Raw genomic sequence first — 14,874 nt, 5'->3', positions numbered from 1 at the left:
TTAATAAATAGTTAATAGTTATTGACTACGCCCTTGTAGCTCAGCTGGTAGAGCAATTGATTTGTAATCAATAGGTCCGCGGTTCGACTCCGTGCGGGGGCACCATCAAAATCATTGAGTCCTTTAACATTTCTGATCATTAGAAAGAATAAAGCTAATGGAACGAGAACAGAACGAAGAACATACAAAGGAAGAAAGTAGAACTTGGTCAAGTGAATATCAAGTGAATGATTATATTCCGTTGATAGCGTTCAACGTATGTTCCCTAAGCTTGTGTTTATTCTTTTTAAATTTAAATAATAAACCAGACAAGGAAACATTATGGGCAAATCAAAAGCAAAGAAATTAACAGACGCAATCTGTCGAGATCTAAATAGATTAGACAAAAGATATTATAAGCCAGGCGATTATCCTGGATTAGAATTTTGGGTTTTACCATCGGGAGTTAAGACTTGGTATTTACAATACACAGTTAAAGGTAAAAAATATCAGCAGCGAAAACGATTAGGAAACTATCCGAATATTGGTGTTGTTGAAGCTACCAAAAGAGCAAAAGAAGAAGCTAATAAAATCTTTATTGGTGGCGATCCTAAAGAGCAAGAGAAGACAGAAGTTTTATCTATGCAACTTGGTGACGCTTTGAGGTCCTACTACCAAGAAGAATTAACAACAGTTAATCAGTATGCAGCTAAAACAATTCAGGGAATAAAAGCAACGTTTGGTCCCTGGGTTTTTAGAAATACTTATGACAAAGATATTCTAAATAGATTGGCCAAGGTTGAAGATCTACAATACAAAAAACTTTCAACAATTAATAAAAAGATGTTTAGGAACTTATACTTAGCAGCGTCTTCAAAGGCCCCTATTACTGCGAATAGACTCCAGGAATATTTAAGAAAGTTTTGGAATGATTTTGTAAATACCCCAGACAATCCATTTTTTATTAAGAAGAAATATAAACAAACTGAAAATGTTTATTTAGATTTTTTAGATAAAATAGAGCTGCCTAGAGTAATGAAAACCCTGGTTAAGAAAGATGAAAGAACAGGAAGATTAAATTATAATTACTATAAACAAAATTTCCTGAACCCTGTTTCTTGTTTATTGCTAGCGTTCTTATTAACAACAGGAAGACGATTAGATGAAGCAGCCTCTTTAACCTGGGGACAATATACTCAGGGATCATCACCAAGAATAAGATTGATTAAGACAAAGACATCAAAGAAAAATCAAAAGCTTGTTTTTAAATTAGGTGATGAAGCAGTTAATATTTTGCAATTAATTGAAAGAGATAGATTAAATAATCCTGACTCCCCTTTTTATTTTGCCATCAACGATCCACGAAACAAATATCTTTTTCCGTCTAAAGATTATGGAAGAAAATTAGGAAACGGAAAGTGTAAGACGCTGCATGTTAAGGACCCTGGTAAAACGTGGGATAGTGTATTGCGGATCGGTGGTATTGAAAGACATATGAAGATCCACTCAACACGTCACTCTTTTGCTACTAATTTTTGGGAACAGACAAAAGATTTAAAAGCTTTAGCAGACGCACTAGGAACAACAGAAGCCCAGGCCTCGAAGTATGCTAAATTATTTGGTGAAACAATGGTTGAGGGAATTAATAAAATTAAATTCTTTGAAGATGAGAAACCAATATTAAAACAAGTTAATTGAGAATTGTCCCTGGTCCGTGTAGAATGGTTGTATGGGCAAATGGGACAAGGTAATAGAATATTTAAATACGACTAAAGCAGAACCAGAAAAGGTTTTGAAATCTTTAAAAACTATTTATTCACAAACTAAAAATTCATCTTCCGCTTATCACACATTAAGATCATCTTGGCCGATCGATGTTGTTTGGAATATTTATAATAAAACAGGAACCAAGAATAAAAATAAAAAGAATTTACCTACAACAGAAGTTATTAGAAATTGGGTTAAATCAGAAGATTATGATATCGCTTATAGGATGTTTCACCCTGGGCCTGGAAACGATATGTATGATTTACCTAGTCAAGAAAAGCTTATGAAGATTAAGCTTTATAAGAAGCTGCCAATAGAAAAACATATTAAGAACTGCAACGATATTTGGGTTAGTGCAAAAGGTAAAAGATTCAGAAAAGATTTAGACGATAACAACGGACAATACCCATTTAAAAAAATTGGAAATTATGTTGTTGATGATAAAAAATTAGTTGGATCACCCCACATAAATAAAAAATAATATTATCTTCTTCCGGTGATAGCTTGTCACCGTATCATAACAACACCCACCCATATTGTTTAATAATCTCAATCGATTATTTACAATTTATGAAAACAAAAAACATAATCGATAAAATTAAATCTTTCGGAGTCGAAAAAGAAATGCCTGGGCGCGGTGATCTTTCCGAGAAAGAAACTCTAATTAAGTTAGCGTCTGAAACTGCTGCCGAAGAAAAGGATCTGTCCGATTTTATGGATATGAAATATGACGAAGCAAAGGAATTATTTTTAAAAAATAATCCAGGTAAAACAGAAGAGGATTTTCTTAATGCGATCATAAGAATTCCGATGGAGTCAGGAGGAAAGGTTATTGATTTTGGAAAATTTAGAAAAAGCAAAGATCCAAAAGTAAAACAAATTGATTTGGCTAGCCTGTTCACACCAGGAAAAACTTTAGCGTCATTGACCGAGGATGAAAGGGACAAGGTTAATCTTCTTTTAAAGATGACCCTTGGATCAAACGATTAATGGAAATTAAAAAATATAATGAGATGATGGCCTACCTTACTCGGCCAGATACTAGATCAAAAGAAGAGCAAGACAAAGTAATTGCAGTACAGGATGAAGCTGAAAGAAAGAGAAAAAATGGTGTTAGAAAAGAATACGGGTTGCCACCTATTGAACAACAAGTAAAAGATTTCTCACCTAAAAAATATCCTGTTCAACAACACCTACCAGGATTAGAGCCTGGCAAATTAGAAAAGCTTATAGAAATTTATGACGATCCACCCATGGTGCAGCAAGTTAAAAAATCTGTTGAGAATAATAAGAACCTTGGAACATTTAAAAAATTAGTTGAAAAAGATGAAAGAGATTTCAAAGATAAAAGAGGTGAAAGATTTATTAATAAAACTTTGAAGCCTGTTGAGAGGAATGATAACCCAAAAGGTGTAGCGTTTAATCCAACAACACAATTATTCACAAACAAAGATCGGACAATAGCTTTTAAAACTTATGATGAAGCCGATACATGGAACAAGGCAATCGGAGTAAATAAAAAAGCAACACCTTATCCAACACAAGCAACACCAGAACAAGTTGGCGCTTTAGCAACTAGATTAGAACGCAACGCACAGATGACAGGTAAAGATGGTCCATTTACCAAGATTGCAAAGAAACCAATAATTAAAAAACCTTTCACAAAAAAAACTAATTATGAAAGTTTTAAAATTAGCCCAATACTTCCATTATCATTTTATAAACCAGATCCACCCGATCCTGAGTTTGTAAGACAAGAGAGAAATTTCCAGAGAATGATTGAAGAAAGCAGAAAACCTAAAGGGCTGCCAGGAATATTAGGATTAAAGAAATCTGATTATGAATAAATATGAATTAAAATATCTGTTTGAACAAGAAGCAACAAAAGTTGAAAATCTTATAGATGTTGTTGGTAAAAACGCACACCATATTCAGGACCTATCCGCAGAACTAAAAAAGAAAGACGCTAGTATTGATAAACTGATTGCAAGGTTAAACGATAAGCGAGAAGAAGTTTTTAAATTAAAAAACATAATCCAATCACAAACACAAAAGAACTTAGCGGAATATCACTTCCCAACGGAGGTAGATAATTAAATGAATAAAAAATTTATCAGAGCAAAAGATGTTGAGGATATTTATTCAATAAAAGTTTCAACGTTATCAAAGCAGCGACAGGGAAAATACGGCCTGCCCTATACAGTTGTTGGACGTTCGAGAAATAATAATAGAGGCGGTGTAATCTTGTACAACATTGATGATGTCAATGAGTACTTAAAAAATAAGGGGCGCTTACGATAAAATAATCACCTCTTAGACAAGGAAATAACAAAAGGAAATAATATGACAGAAGAAACAAATAAGATAATCAAATTTGATTTTGATCTAGCAAAGAAAACAACTCAACAAAGCCTGGAAGTAGAAGACGCTGACGCTAGCGGACAGGAGTATGACGAAGAAAGTCCAACGCAGCATAAGTTTGTAAGATTTAGGGGCGAGAGTTGGGATGACTTAATCAAAGTCCACGGTGTAAAATTATCTGACCCAGACGGTGAAGATATTAAATATGTCGTTCAGATAAAAGACAACGATGAATTCTTAAAAGTAAATCAAATGTGTGATTTCAAAATAAAAGAATATGTAATAGCGCCTTATGTTTCAGATTCAGGATCCGAGAGAATTTGGTTTGCTAATTATAAATGGACAGGAAAAGCACAGAAAAAAGGAATGTCCGTAAAGCTAGCAATAGAAATAGGACAGAAAGAATGGGTCAAAGTTAATTGGGAGGGCAAAAGAGGTTTTGTCACCAGGAAGCCTGGCGCTGCACTAGAGAAAAAACCAAAATTCTCGACACTAGATAACGCTAAATTAATCGAGTTAGTTTTTGCTGATCGAATAATTACAGACTCTAAACATGAAGCGGTTATTAGGAATTGGAACGGTAATTAATATGAAAAAAGAAACATTTGTAAATTGTTTTGGTGAAACAATGGATAAAGAAGTTGCTGAAATAGGACCAAGACCATTTGGAAGACCTGACATAAAACCCGATATTGAAGTTGGAGATCAAGTTTTTGTTTGTTGGGCTAACGATAAAACTTACACAGGAATTATCCGAGATAAGTTAACCAAGAATTGGAGTGTAGAAATACAAGACGATACTTGGCACTATAAATCTAAACACGCGAGTGTTCCTGGGTATGCTTTAGTTAAGAGGAACTTTTAATGGCCAGACATCAACCCACACCAAAAATAAATAAAGCTTTTAATAAATTAATGGATTTTAATATATTAGCCAAGAAAGATTGGGCGTGTTGTCAAACTTGTGGCCATGCTGAAATGGACGAATATTTAAACACGTTCAATAAGCACTATCGAATAGGATCTTTAGAACTTAAAAACTATATTTTTTTCCATGACCAGGATCGAGAAAATTTAGACTCCGTTGGTTCTACATACCTTGCTTATGATCTAGATGAAAAAGCAAAAATGACAGTAATGCAAGTATTAAAAGATCACGGATTAAATCCTGAATGGGACGGTAATCAAAACAAAAGAATAAAAATAACTGAAAGGAAAACAAGAAATGGTGTGGGTAAAGAGGAAAAAACTAAAAGAGGAACTAACACATAATGAAGTTTTTAAATTATATTCTAAATGGGTTTTCAAGGGTCCTGAGTGTGGACGCAGAATTCCTATTCGATTTGACTGGGACAATCCCCCAAAGGGTGTTGTGTCTAGTATTTCAAGATATCAAGACAGGGGATAAATTTAGATATTGGGTTGATAAACAAAAGCACGTCCCCCACTTCTTTGATTACGAAAATGTTTTATTAGTTTCTTTTAATGCTACTGCTGAACATGGATCATTTTTAAATTTATTACACGGACAACCTAAAAATATGTTCGATTGTTTTGTAGAAAATAAATGTTTGTATGGTCCGTTCTTAGCAAAAAATAAAACAGGTCTTATCGATACATGTAATAGATATAATATTCCGTCTATTTCAAAGGAACAAAAGGATCGAGAACTTGATGTAATCTTAAGAAGAAACGAACACCAGGGAAAGCCTTTTGAATATACTTTAGAAGAGCAAGAACGGATCTTAGACTATTGTCAAAGTGACGTTGAAGAAAATGCTAAACTTTTTATAGCCCAGGTAAATGATATCGAACAAAAGAATAATTTAAAAACAGATGAAGATTTTAATAAGAAGTTATGGGAGATTTGTTTTAGAGGTTATAGTCAAGGGTCCATATCCAAGATTGAAAGAAACGGAATTCCTGGTGACCTGAAACTTGTTAATGATTTTAGAGATCATTGGCATAACGTAAAAAATAAAATTATTAGCCAAAGAAATAAGAAGTTAAATGTTTATACGGATGACAATAAATTAAATAAAAAATTATTTAATCAACTTGTTTTAAAGTGTGGATTAGGCAACCGATGGCCATTGTTGAAGAGTGGTGATTATACATCCAAGAGTGAGATTGTTGAAAGGTTTGAACACGAACACGACTTAATAAAAGAATTTAGACAATTAAGTAAGTTGGTTAATTTAACTAGACTCGGATTTTTTACACCTAGTGAAGATGGCCGATTACGTTGCAGCTTAAATGGTTTTGGATCTATCACAAGTAGATCTCAACCATCTTCTGCAAAGAACCCCTTAGGCGCGGGAAAGTGGGCCAGGAATTTTATTAAGCCTGGTTGGGGACACGAATTATTTTATTTAGATTACAAAGCACAAGAGCCAGCGATCCAAGGTTATTTATCAGGGGATGAAAGATTAATAGAAAATTATAATACTCCAGATATTTATATTACTACCGCTCAACAACTAGGAATTATCAACGATCCAAATGCCACGAAAAAATCTCACAAAGTACAAAGGGAAGTTGTTAAAGAATTATTTTTAGCAAATACTTATGGAATGGGTGAAAAGCAATTAGCGATCCGCCTAGGTTGTTCAAGATTAAAGGGCCGCCATTATCTGAATAGGTTTCAAGAATTATATAAAGATTATTTTAAAGTTAGAGAAAGTTGGATCAATGGATCTGCTATTACAGGACATTTAAGATCCCCTCTTGGGTGGCAGCGATGGATCCTTGGAAATAAAAAATGGAAAGATGGAAAGCGTGTAAGTATTACAAACCAATTGAAAAATTTTATTATTCAAACAACCGGGGCAGATATCCTGAGAAAAGCCTGTCAAAAATTATTGGATAACCACATAAAAGTCGTAAGCACTTTGCATGACGCGGTATTAATTGAGGTGTTTAAAAATGATCTTGAACAAAAGGATCTTGCAAAACATTTAATGGAACAGGCAGCAGTTGAAGTTGTTGGAGGCATTATAAAAGTTGATGAAGAAAGGATCAGCAGTAATTGGAAACAGGAACCACACAACCAAGAAATATTTGATGAAATCTTTAAAGAGATTGAAAAATACAAAGCTACTAACGATCAGACACCTCAACTACTAACAACAAGATAGCAGCGCCTTATATATTAAGTAATGTATTTATGAATAATAATAATATAAATAACTTTAGTACCGATGACAGGGAAGACCAGAAATATAATTGCAACTTTAGAGGAGATGTAAATTTTATTATGGGTCCATTATCAATATATCAATTTAACCAATTCGCTGATTACGGATTATGCGCAGTAAGATTATTTCAATACATAAGAACTAAACAAGGTTTAACTTATGGATTTAAAAAAGAATACAAAGGCAAAGACACTAGTCACTTGTTTGTATATGTAGATAATAAAAATCTTTATGATTGGTTCGGATTACACCAACCAACTAAATGGAAGTTATTGAAAAAACTTTCAGACGATGGATTACTAGAATATGAAACTAGAGGTCCAGGAAAAATGCCCCTTGTTAGAATTTTATCACCTAAAAAGAAAATCAATTAATCCCGTCCCGTTTAGCCACCCTGAGTTGGCCGCGGTATTGGAAGTAAGGAATAAACTTTTTATGGATGAGATATATAGATTAACTTCTAGTGAATATGCAAAACTGCTTGATTTATCTAACGAAGCGTTGAGATCAAGAAGAAGACGAAACCTTGAGGATGGAAATTTTAAAAAAGTTGGGAAAGAATATTTTTGGAAGACCCCTGTCCGAGGCCGTCCTGACATGGTAGTAGCCGCAGCAAATGACCGTGGTCCGAGAGCCCTGTTGCCTGTCACTAAAAGCCTGAAACGTAAAAGACGAAGAGGTGCGATGAAGACAGGTGATACCAACTATCATAATGCACCAAACGGATGGCAGCTTGAACAATTAAATAGGATCAGGGCTCTAGGTAAAATTAGAGAAGAACTTGGCGACGATGTTGTTGATGAGTTGGCGCCTGAAATGTTTGAACTAGCAAAAAAGCAATTAGCAAAGAAGAAAGAAAAAGAGTTTAAAAAAGAGATGGAAAAATCTCAACGACCCGCGGGCCTTAATATAGTTGGCCTTGATAACACGCCCCAGAAATACGGAACGATGTTAAATGCTAAAGGTATAAAACAAGTAGAAGATAAAAAGCACGCAGCATTATTAAGGCGCGATAACAATAAACACGGAATAAAATATATTAATAAATACGATATGGAGGGAAGATTATATCGATCTAATCAACTTGATTTTTCTGACCCTGGTTCAAGTGGAATGAGATTTGGTTCAGGTAATTCTTACTATAATGTTGGTGCACCTACTAATGATGGATCAGTAGGAATTGACGATAGAGATATTCCACCAGATGATCGAGAGCCAATTTTCAGAAATAAAATTGAAGAAAGTATTTGGAGATTGAAAAAGAACAAATGAGCAACTATAATAGGTCTATTAATAATATTTCTTTTGAATCCTTGTCTAAAATTCAAAGATAAATTTAACCCCTGGCACTTGCCCGTGTCGGGGGTTCTAAAATCCCTGGTCCGTGATTTCTGCTGCTATATTGCTTTTACTTGTTTCGCATTTACTGAATAACAAGTTTTACAAATTGATCCTGTTGAATATTCATACTCGGAAAACATTATTGTGAAATCGGTCCTCGCGATCTCGGTTCGATCACCACCACAGAAGATACAACGGTCGTGTGAAATATTTTCAAATACTGACCAATGATTTTCTTTCCCCGTTCCTCTATACCAAGCCATATAATTTTTCTAAAAAATTTTTTGTCATATTTTTTTATAATAATTTTTTTTAGTTAGGTACTTAAAACTTAATTTTATTCCCAATTACTTTTAGACGTGATCAAATGAGTAAAAGCTTAATCTTTACACGTATATAATCTAAACCTAACCACAGGACCAAACATCGTTTTTAAGAGTCCAAATCTCAACGTAGAACGCTTGGGGCCCGCTATCGAGTCCATCGAACCATGGTGAGATGAGGCGAGCAACAGCGAGCCTCTCAGAGGTTTTCTCTACCAAAAATGCGAGTTAAAAATCCGCATAAAGACTCGACTTATGTAAAACAAATTGCATTTATAAATTGAAAAAGTAATGATGATGGTTGTTGATTTATTTAAGGTTAAACTTTTAAGAGTAAGTGAATATCAAGTGAATTATATTAGCTTAACTTGACGGGAGTTTAGAAGTAAGTAGTATCAACAGTAATGAAAGGAAATATTTTAAAGCTTACTGATTTGTAATCAATAGGTCCGCGGTTCGACTCCGTGCGGGGGCACCATCATCTAATAAAATCAACGTTAAATTTTTTCATAATTCTAATTTTTTTATTAAATTTATTATTGAGTGTGACGCTATTGTGACGTGAGTGTGATGCAATCAAGTAGTCGTTTAATTATAGGTCTTCAATATTTTTTTTAAATTTTTTATTAATTTTCTCTTTGAATTCATTTAAAGAAATAATTCTATCATTTTCTTTTCTCATCATTCGGTGAATCATTCTATGGCAGTTCGCACATAATATTGCAAAGTCCTCTGCCTTTCTTTCCATTTTTTTATTTAAATCAGCTTTTGATTTAACTTTAAACTTTGGCTCTATATGATGTGCCTCAATAAAATCTTTCTTCTTGCTATATTCACCATAAACCCTCTCATAATTTAATCCGCAAGCTTGACAGGTATAATTATTATTTTTTTTGATCTGTCTAATAAATTTAGGATCTACTTGAATAATTTCATTTTCATTATTTATATGTTTAATTATTTTTTTCTCATAACCAGTTGATAGTTGATCTTGATCAAAACTAATATTTTGTGAAACACTTTCTGAAACTCCTCCCCTTTCAATAGATATTTGATACATTTTCATCATATCAATAAGATCTTTTTTTAAGATATCTTCAGAGGGTAGATTTTTAATCTTATATATTTTTCCAAAAGCTGTACTTTTAGCCCATCGTTCACTTTTTTTATTTTTGTTTTCAAGAACTGTTTTGGAGACATTTGAAAAGAACTTTTTATGCTCTGGTATTTTTTTTCTTAAATTAATTGCACCATCAACTAATTTATGATCAACATCTTTTGGAAAGTTTAATCTAACGTTATATTCACCTTGGCCCAAAGCAAACATAATTAGTTTTTCATTTTTGCTGACCGCATAAACTGGATAATAGCCACATTGAGGTGAAATTCGTCCATTTGGTTGAAGACATACTTTAGGATGCAAAATTGCTATCCAAGGTGCGCTAACCCATTGTCCATCACCTGCACTAGCGTGAACCTGATAATTCTCTAACTCATTTTTAAAAATTAAATTAAATATTTTTGGTATTTCTCTAGATATCCATTTTGCTAACTTGTTGCCGGGAGGTATACTTGGTTTTTTTGGATTAGTTATTGTCCTTTTTCTTTCTGTTTGAAACTCTGTCCCTAATTTTAAAAGAGTATTTCTTAAACTTAAATTTTGAAAACTTCTTAATCCCCAAACACCTTTTCCTTTTCCTTCTACGGAATAAAAAATATCCTCTCCAGATCCATATTTTCCTGATCCGTATTTTGAGTCACTAGTATTTTCATATAGTATTTCTCTAACAGTATCCTGCCAATGTGAATTTAATTTTCCATTTCTTAAACTTGAGACTTCTTCAAGAAGTTTAGATAAATGAGCTGAGCCACCCAATTTCTCTAAGGCTTTAATTGTATCTTCTTTCCAAGTTGCCATTTAATCCAGAACCACGATCCCTAAAAGTTTTTTCATTTATGCTTATCACTAGTGAATTGATTAATGGTTTCTCCATATTTTTTAATTTTTTCTAATTCTTCCTGTTGTTCTTTTTTTTTCTTTTCTGAAGAATAATAAATTGGCATTATGATTGATAAGCCAACGATAATAATTGCTAGTATAATTTGCCAAGTATCCATTTAATTATCTATTAAGAGTTTGTACGTTAAAAATGATAGTTCTATAATAATTAAAGCTTCTAACATTAAACTCCTTGTTTTTTTGCAGCTTCCATAAATTTCTTAACAGAGTCAAATAATCTTTTAGCTTCTGTAGGCATAAATTCTGGCCCTACTCCACCTTTGCTAGATACTTTTAACGCTTCTAACGCAAAATCATTATAATGAATTGAATCAAGCTTTTCTTCAAGTTTTCGATTTAATTGAATAAACTTATCCAAGCCCTTTTTGGCGTCCCTAAAATATAATTCAAACCTTTTTAAAACTATTTTTTTTTTATCTTTCTCTTGCTTTAATTTCTTTAAAATAAACTTTTGAAACTCACTTGCGTTTTTGCCTTTTTTTTTCTTAAGTTCTTTTTTCAGATAATCTTCTTTTTTTTCAAAAACTTTTTGGCTTTTCTTCATTATGGTTTGGCTTTTTTTAACGTATTTATCAATATTCTTATTTAAATCTTTTATTTCTTTTTGACAGTATGTTTCAATTTTATATGTGTTTGCCATACTCCCTCCAAACATAAAACCTAAACCACCACCTACTATTGTACCAAAAGGTGGAAAAAAAAATGAACCTATTTTAGCTCCAACACCTGCCCCAGCAAACTTTCCAACACTATCGATAGCAACATTTTTTAAAGCCGTATCAAAATCTGTTTTTCCATCAACATAATATTTAAAATTTTTCCCTATTGAGATTATAGAAACAATCCCCAAGATTTCAGGAATAGCAGTTCCAAAAAGATTATTGTCCTCAAAAATTTCAACTGAAGCATCAGTACTTTCCTTAACTAAATTTTGATTATACGTGTGACTAAAACCACTATTTAAAATCATATGTGATTTTTCAGGATATTTATCTAAGAAACTTTCGTATGCTTCTGTATTTGAAATAACTTTTATATTTGGGTATTTTTCAAAGTGATTTTCTAAAATATTAATTCCATCCCCTTGTGTTTTAACCTGAAATTTTTCACCATTAATAACTAAGTCATATCCTGATTGTGTTGAGCTTTTTGGAAAAACAACCTCTGCACCTCTTTTTTGAAAATCTAACGCCACAACTCTTTCAAATGTATATCCTGTATATGTATTATGTAGACCTTCTAAAGACTCTATCGATTTATCTTTTCGTTCTAAAATTTCTTTTTTCCCAAATGCAAATACACTTGAGAGATCATCTTTCCTAAAAAAATCAACTCCCTCTATAACTCTAGGGTCAACTCTTAAAATATCATAAATTAGATCACCTGCTGATATTGATACAAAAGTGCCTGTTTCTTTTAATTTAACTTTTGCAACTTTTTTCTTGAGTTGTTCGGTCAAATTCATTCAAAAAATATATCACTGTGACGCTAGTGTGACTAGATGAAAGTTATTTGATTGATTTCGTTGGAAACAAATATCTATTTAAAGTTTTATTCTTGATTTGTAATCAATAGGTCCGCGGTTCGAACTCCGTGCGGGGGCACCATCATCTAATAAAATCAATACTTACTTTTTTACAACTTGTATTGATGATTTTAATTTATCTCTCCAGATAACTAAGGATAAACACTTTTCGTTATAAGTCGTTAGAGAATGAGGTTGAAAACTTTTGTGAAATCTTGTTTTCATAGAAGTTAATATCTCTGATTTATCTCCAACACTTTCAAATTTAGCACTACCACTTAATACAAAATATAATTCATCAGCTTCGTGGTTGTGCCAGGTATAAAAATTATTTGTATCAAAAAAAATTACATAAAGACTCATCTCTTTGGTTAAAAAGTGTCCAGTTGAACCAAAAAATTCGAAGTATCCATATTTTTCTAAAAAAGATTTTCCTACATCTTTTTCTTCGTACGTCTGTTTCCAACTTATATAAGGTATAAGTTCTCTAATAATGTCGTGAATTTTTCCTGTTTTCGCAGAGTTAGACTTCCAAGTTTTTAATTTTTTTGCTGGTTCAATAATATTTGATTGTAATTCATTATAAATTAAATCTTTTGGTAGTTTGGTAAAATTCGAAAGAACTAAATTTTTTTCCCATAATTTATAAATTTCTTTTTTTAAATTTTTAAAAAGTTTTTCCATAAACTAAGATTAACAAACCTAGAACCACAATTCATAAGAGTTTTTCATTTTATGATCCAATAAATAATATTTATTATATAAACTAAAATACTGTAAAACATGAACATTAAGATTTTTTCTTTTCCTGTTTTTTCTTTCCAATTCAATGTAAATAATACTGATGGAGTAGTTACTAATAAGAGAACTCCAATAACAATTATAAGTAGTGATAAGATTATAAACACATTCATTGGTTCTCTTTTCTTCCATATTCTATCATGACAAACCCAGAACCATGATCCCTAAAAGTTTTTTCATTTTAACTGGTTATAAATTTTTGTAAATGATCTATAAGTTCTTTTTGTTCTTTAATCATAATTTTTAAAACATCACCAATAGAAATAATACCAACAACTTTTTTATTTTCTAATATTGGTAGATGTCTTATTCTATGCTCAATCATTAACCCCATACACTGATCAATTTTAAAATCTCTAGTGACAGTAATTAATTCTTTGGTCATAACTTCGTCTAACAATGTATCTTTGCTGTTCTTGCCTTTTAAAATAACCTTTCTTGCATAATCTCTCTCTGAAAAAATACCTATAGGAAAATCATTATTATCAATAATAATGATTGCGCCTATATTCTTTTCTGACATTAAAATAAGTGCTTGCATTACACTTTGGTCTTTTGAAATAGTCCAAATTTGCTTATCTTTATTTAGTTTTAAAAAATTTTCTAATCTTGTCATAGTCTTTTGTCACTAATAAAACTTTATCACTGTGTTCATAGTGTGTACAGATTTGAAATAATTTTAATTAACGTTGATAGTATTTATCTTTTTGAATTTTGACTCTCGATTTGCAATCAATAGGTCCGCGATTTGACACCTTACGAGGCACCCTCACTTAATAAATTTAACTCTAATTTGTTTCTTTTCTTATTTGCTCAATTTTAATTTTTTTTTGTAAACTTCTATTTTTATCATAAAGCAGATTAAACTTAATTTTATTATTAATCTTTACAGTAATTGTTTTAGCATTTCTTACTTCTAGATTATCAGCAACAGCACTTATTGGTCTTTTAGATGGATTTAAGTTTGTGATTACAATTTTTAATTTATCATTAACTATTTTCCCCTTCCATCTTCTTGGTCTAAATGGACTAATCGGTGCAATTGATAATTTTTTAGAATTTAAACTTAGTATAGGTCCATGTACTGATAAATTATATGCTGTACTACCAGCTGGTGTTGAAACTAACACACCATCTGAAACAAGTTTCTTTATTATTTGTTTTGATCCATGTTTAATTGATAATGAGGCAGCTTGTCTACTTTGTCTTAAAATTGACACTTCATTTATAGCTAGAGATTTTTTTATTTGATTATTTTTATTCTTAACGATCATTTCTAGCGGCGAAATAGAAATCATATTTGCCTTTTTTAAATTTTTAATAATATTTTCTGATGAAAATTTATTCATCAAGAAACCATAATTTCCTGAGTTAATTCCATAAAATTGTTTATTTGAAATTTTATTCCTCTTTAAAGTCTCAAGCATAAAACCATCTCCACCAATAACTATTACAAGATTGTTTTGTTTAAATTGATGACTATCTATTTTTTTTATTAATAACTTTTTTATGTTTAAAGATTTTTTATTTTTATCTGAAATTATTTGGAACTTACTCATT

18 protein-coding genes and 2 tRNA genes are annotated in these 14,874 nt (G+C 31.8%); 14 read left to right on the top strand and 6 right to left on the bottom strand.

Features of this window, described 5'->3' with window-relative positions; all coding sequences use genetic code 11:
• The first annotated feature begins 29 nt into the window (after nt 1-29).
• From ACIJYB_RS02885 to ACIJYB_RS02820, 14 genes are all read left to right on the top strand, one after another.
• Nucleotides 30-105, top strand: a tRNA-Thr gene (locus ACIJYB_RS02885).
• 216 nt (nt 106-321) lie between these two features.
• Nucleotides 322-1,677 (top strand): tyrosine-type recombinase/integrase, encoded by a 1,356-nt coding sequence (locus ACIJYB_RS02880; RefSeq protein WP_435152132.1) that lies wholly within the window; start codon nt 322-324, stop codon nt 1,675-1,677.
• Between the two features lie 31 nt (nt 1,678-1,708).
• Complete coding sequence (locus tag ACIJYB_RS02875; RefSeq protein ID WP_435152130.1) at nt 1,709-2,227, top strand: hypothetical protein; 519 nt, start codon at nt 1,709-1,711, stop codon at nt 2,225-2,227.
• Nucleotides 2,228-2,316: 89 nt separating this feature from the next.
• Entirely contained in the window at nt 2,317-2,736 is a 420-nt protein-coding gene (locus ACIJYB_RS02870) for a hypothetical protein (protein WP_435152127.1), read from the top strand.
• Entirely contained in the window at nt 2,736-3,593 is an 858-nt protein-coding gene (locus ACIJYB_RS02865; protein ID WP_435152125.1) for a hypothetical protein, read from the top strand. The genes ACIJYB_RS02870 and ACIJYB_RS02865 overlap by 1 nt, the downstream gene beginning before the upstream one ends.
• Complete coding sequence (locus ACIJYB_RS02860) at nt 3,586-3,843, top strand: hypothetical protein (RefSeq protein ID WP_435152123.1); 258 nt, start codon at nt 3,586-3,588, stop codon at nt 3,841-3,843. The genes ACIJYB_RS02865 and ACIJYB_RS02860 overlap by 8 nt, the downstream gene beginning before the upstream one ends.
• Complete coding sequence (locus ACIJYB_RS02855) at nt 3,844-4,047, top strand: hypothetical protein (protein ID WP_435152120.1); 204 nt, start codon at nt 3,844-3,846, stop codon at nt 4,045-4,047.
• 42 nt (nt 4,048-4,089) lie between these two features.
• Complete coding sequence (locus ACIJYB_RS02850; RefSeq protein ID WP_435152117.1) at nt 4,090-4,695, top strand: hypothetical protein; 606 nt, start codon at nt 4,090-4,092, stop codon at nt 4,693-4,695.
• 1 nt (nt 4,696) lies between these two features.
• Nucleotides 4,697-4,972 carry a hypothetical protein gene (locus ACIJYB_RS02845; RefSeq protein WP_435152115.1) on the top strand — a complete coding sequence of 92 codons (276 nt, stop codon included), beginning with the start codon at nt 4,697-4,699 and terminating at the stop codon, nt 4,970-4,972.
• Nucleotides 4,972-5,379: a DUF6891 domain-containing protein gene (locus ACIJYB_RS02840; protein ID WP_435152112.1), complete on the top strand. Its 408-nt coding sequence runs from the start codon at nt 4,972-4,974 to the stop codon at nt 5,377-5,379. The genes ACIJYB_RS02845 and ACIJYB_RS02840 overlap by 1 nt, the downstream gene beginning before the upstream one ends.
• Before the next feature lie 95 nt (nt 5,380-5,474).
• A complete protein-coding gene (locus tag ACIJYB_RS02835; protein WP_435152109.1) occupies nt 5,475-7,244 on the top strand; it encodes a DNA polymerase in 1,770 nt (589 codons plus the stop codon).
• A 29-nt stretch (nt 7,245-7,273) separates the two neighbouring features.
• Nucleotides 7,274-7,678 carry a hypothetical protein gene (locus tag ACIJYB_RS02830; RefSeq protein ID WP_435152107.1) on the top strand — a complete coding sequence of 135 codons (405 nt, stop codon included), beginning with the start codon at nt 7,274-7,276 and terminating at the stop codon, nt 7,676-7,678.
• A 61-nt stretch (nt 7,679-7,739) separates the two neighbouring features.
• The gene (locus ACIJYB_RS02825) at nt 7,740-8,576 is read left to right on the top strand and encodes a hypothetical protein (RefSeq protein WP_435152105.1); all 837 of its coding nucleotides are present in this window, start codon (nt 7,740-7,742) and stop codon (nt 8,574-8,576) included.
• 775 nt (nt 8,577-9,351) lie between these two features.
• Nucleotides 9,352-9,446 (top strand) — tRNA-Thr (locus ACIJYB_RS02820).
• A gap of 114 nt (nt 9,447-9,560) precedes the next feature.
• Here ACIJYB_RS02820 and ACIJYB_RS02815 read toward each other — a convergent pair.
• The 6 genes from ACIJYB_RS02815 to ACIJYB_RS02790 all read right to left on the bottom strand — a co-directional run bounded on the left by ACIJYB_RS02815 (nt 9,561) and on the right by ACIJYB_RS02790 (nt 14,873).
• Nucleotides 9,561-10,886, bottom strand: a complete 1,326-nt coding sequence (locus tag ACIJYB_RS02815) for an MrcB family domain-containing protein (RefSeq protein WP_435152102.1) — start codon at nt 10,884-10,886, stop codon at nt 9,561-9,563.
• Between the two features lie 32 nt (nt 10,887-10,918).
• Nucleotides 10,919-11,086 carry a hypothetical protein gene (locus ACIJYB_RS02810; RefSeq protein ID WP_435152099.1) on the bottom strand — a complete coding sequence of 56 codons (168 nt, stop codon included), beginning with the start codon at nt 11,084-11,086 and terminating at the stop codon, nt 10,919-10,921.
• A gap of 65 nt (nt 11,087-11,151) precedes the next feature.
• Nucleotides 11,152-12,453: a hypothetical protein gene (locus ACIJYB_RS02805; protein ID WP_435152098.1), complete on the bottom strand. Its 1,302-nt coding sequence runs from the start codon at nt 12,451-12,453 to the stop codon at nt 11,152-11,154.
• 162 nt (nt 12,454-12,615) lie between these two features.
• Nucleotides 12,616-13,197 (bottom strand): dimethylsulfonioproprionate lyase family protein, encoded by a 582-nt coding sequence (locus ACIJYB_RS02800; protein ID WP_435152096.1) that lies wholly within the window; start codon nt 13,195-13,197, stop codon nt 12,616-12,618.
• A gap of 298 nt (nt 13,198-13,495) precedes the next feature.
• Entirely contained in the window at nt 13,496-13,930 is a 435-nt protein-coding gene (locus ACIJYB_RS02795; protein ID WP_435152093.1) for a CBS domain-containing protein, read from the bottom strand.
• A 172-nt stretch (nt 13,931-14,102) separates the two neighbouring features.
• On the bottom strand, nt 14,103-14,873 hold the full coding sequence (locus ACIJYB_RS02790) for an NAD kinase (protein ID WP_435152091.1): 771 nt from the start codon (nt 14,871-14,873) through the stop codon (nt 14,103-14,105).
• Nucleotide 14,874 lies beyond the last annotated feature (1 nt).

The organism is Candidatus Pelagibacter bacterium nBUS_44, from assembly GCF_051200895.1.
In the GTDB taxonomy this organism is placed as follows: domain Bacteria; phylum Pseudomonadota; class Alphaproteobacteria; order Pelagibacterales; family Pelagibacteraceae; genus Pelagibacter.
Note: the sequence above shows the minus strand (reverse complement) of the source record. Positions and strands in the feature narration are given on the sequence as shown.

Excerpts from the sequence above, each read along its gene's own strand:
- ACIJYB_RS02880 (WP_435152132.1), top strand. The coding sequence starts at position 322 with ATGGGCAAATCAAAAGCAAAGAAATTAACAGACGCAATCTGTCGAGAT.
- ACIJYB_RS02875 (WP_435152130.1), top strand. The coding sequence starts at position 1,709 with ATGGGCAAATGGGACAAGGTAATAGAATATTTAAATACGACTAAAGCA.
- ACIJYB_RS02870 (WP_435152127.1), top strand. The coding sequence starts at position 2,317 with ATGAAAACAAAAAACATAATCGATAAAATTAAATCTTTCGGAGTCGAA.
- ACIJYB_RS02865 (WP_435152125.1), top strand. The coding sequence starts at position 2,736 with ATGGAAATTAAAAAATATAATGAGATGATGGCCTACCTTACTCGGCCA.
- ACIJYB_RS02860 (WP_435152123.1), top strand. The coding sequence starts at position 3,586 with ATGAATAAATATGAATTAAAATATCTGTTTGAACAAGAAGCAACAAAA.
- ACIJYB_RS02855 (WP_435152120.1), top strand. The coding sequence starts at position 3,844 with ATGAATAAAAAATTTATCAGAGCAAAAGATGTTGAGGATATTTATTCA.
- ACIJYB_RS02850 (WP_435152117.1), top strand. The coding sequence starts at position 4,090 with ATGACAGAAGAAACAAATAAGATAATCAAATTTGATTTTGATCTAGCA.
- ACIJYB_RS02845 (WP_435152115.1), top strand. The coding sequence starts at position 4,697 with ATGAAAAAAGAAACATTTGTAAATTGTTTTGGTGAAACAATGGATAAA.
- ACIJYB_RS02840 (WP_435152112.1), top strand. The coding sequence starts at position 4,972 with ATGGCCAGACATCAACCCACACCAAAAATAAATAAAGCTTTTAATAAA.
- ACIJYB_RS02830 (WP_435152107.1), top strand. The coding sequence starts at position 7,274 with ATGAATAATAATAATATAAATAACTTTAGTACCGATGACAGGGAAGAC.
- ACIJYB_RS02825 (WP_435152105.1), top strand. The coding sequence starts at position 7,740 with ATGGATGAGATATATAGATTAACTTCTAGTGAATATGCAAAACTGCTT.
- ACIJYB_RS02815 (WP_435152102.1), bottom strand. The coding sequence starts at position 10,886 with ATGGCAACTTGGAAAGAAGATACAATTAAAGCCTTAGAGAAATTGGGT.
- ACIJYB_RS02810 (WP_435152099.1), bottom strand. The coding sequence starts at position 11,086 with ATGGATACTTGGCAAATTATACTAGCAATTATTATCGTTGGCTTATCA.
- ACIJYB_RS02805 (WP_435152098.1), bottom strand. The coding sequence starts at position 12,453 with ATGAATTTGACCGAACAACTCAAGAAAAAAGTTGCAAAAGTTAAATTA.
- ACIJYB_RS02800 (WP_435152096.1), bottom strand. The coding sequence starts at position 13,197 with ATGGAAAAACTTTTTAAAAATTTAAAAAAAGAAATTTATAAATTATGG.
- ACIJYB_RS02795 (WP_435152093.1), bottom strand. The coding sequence starts at position 13,930 with ATGACAAGATTAGAAAATTTTTTAAAACTAAATAAAGATAAGCAAATT.
- ACIJYB_RS02790 (WP_435152091.1), bottom strand. The coding sequence starts at position 14,873 with ATGAGTAAGTTCCAAATAATTTCAGATAAAAATAAAAAATCTTTAAAC.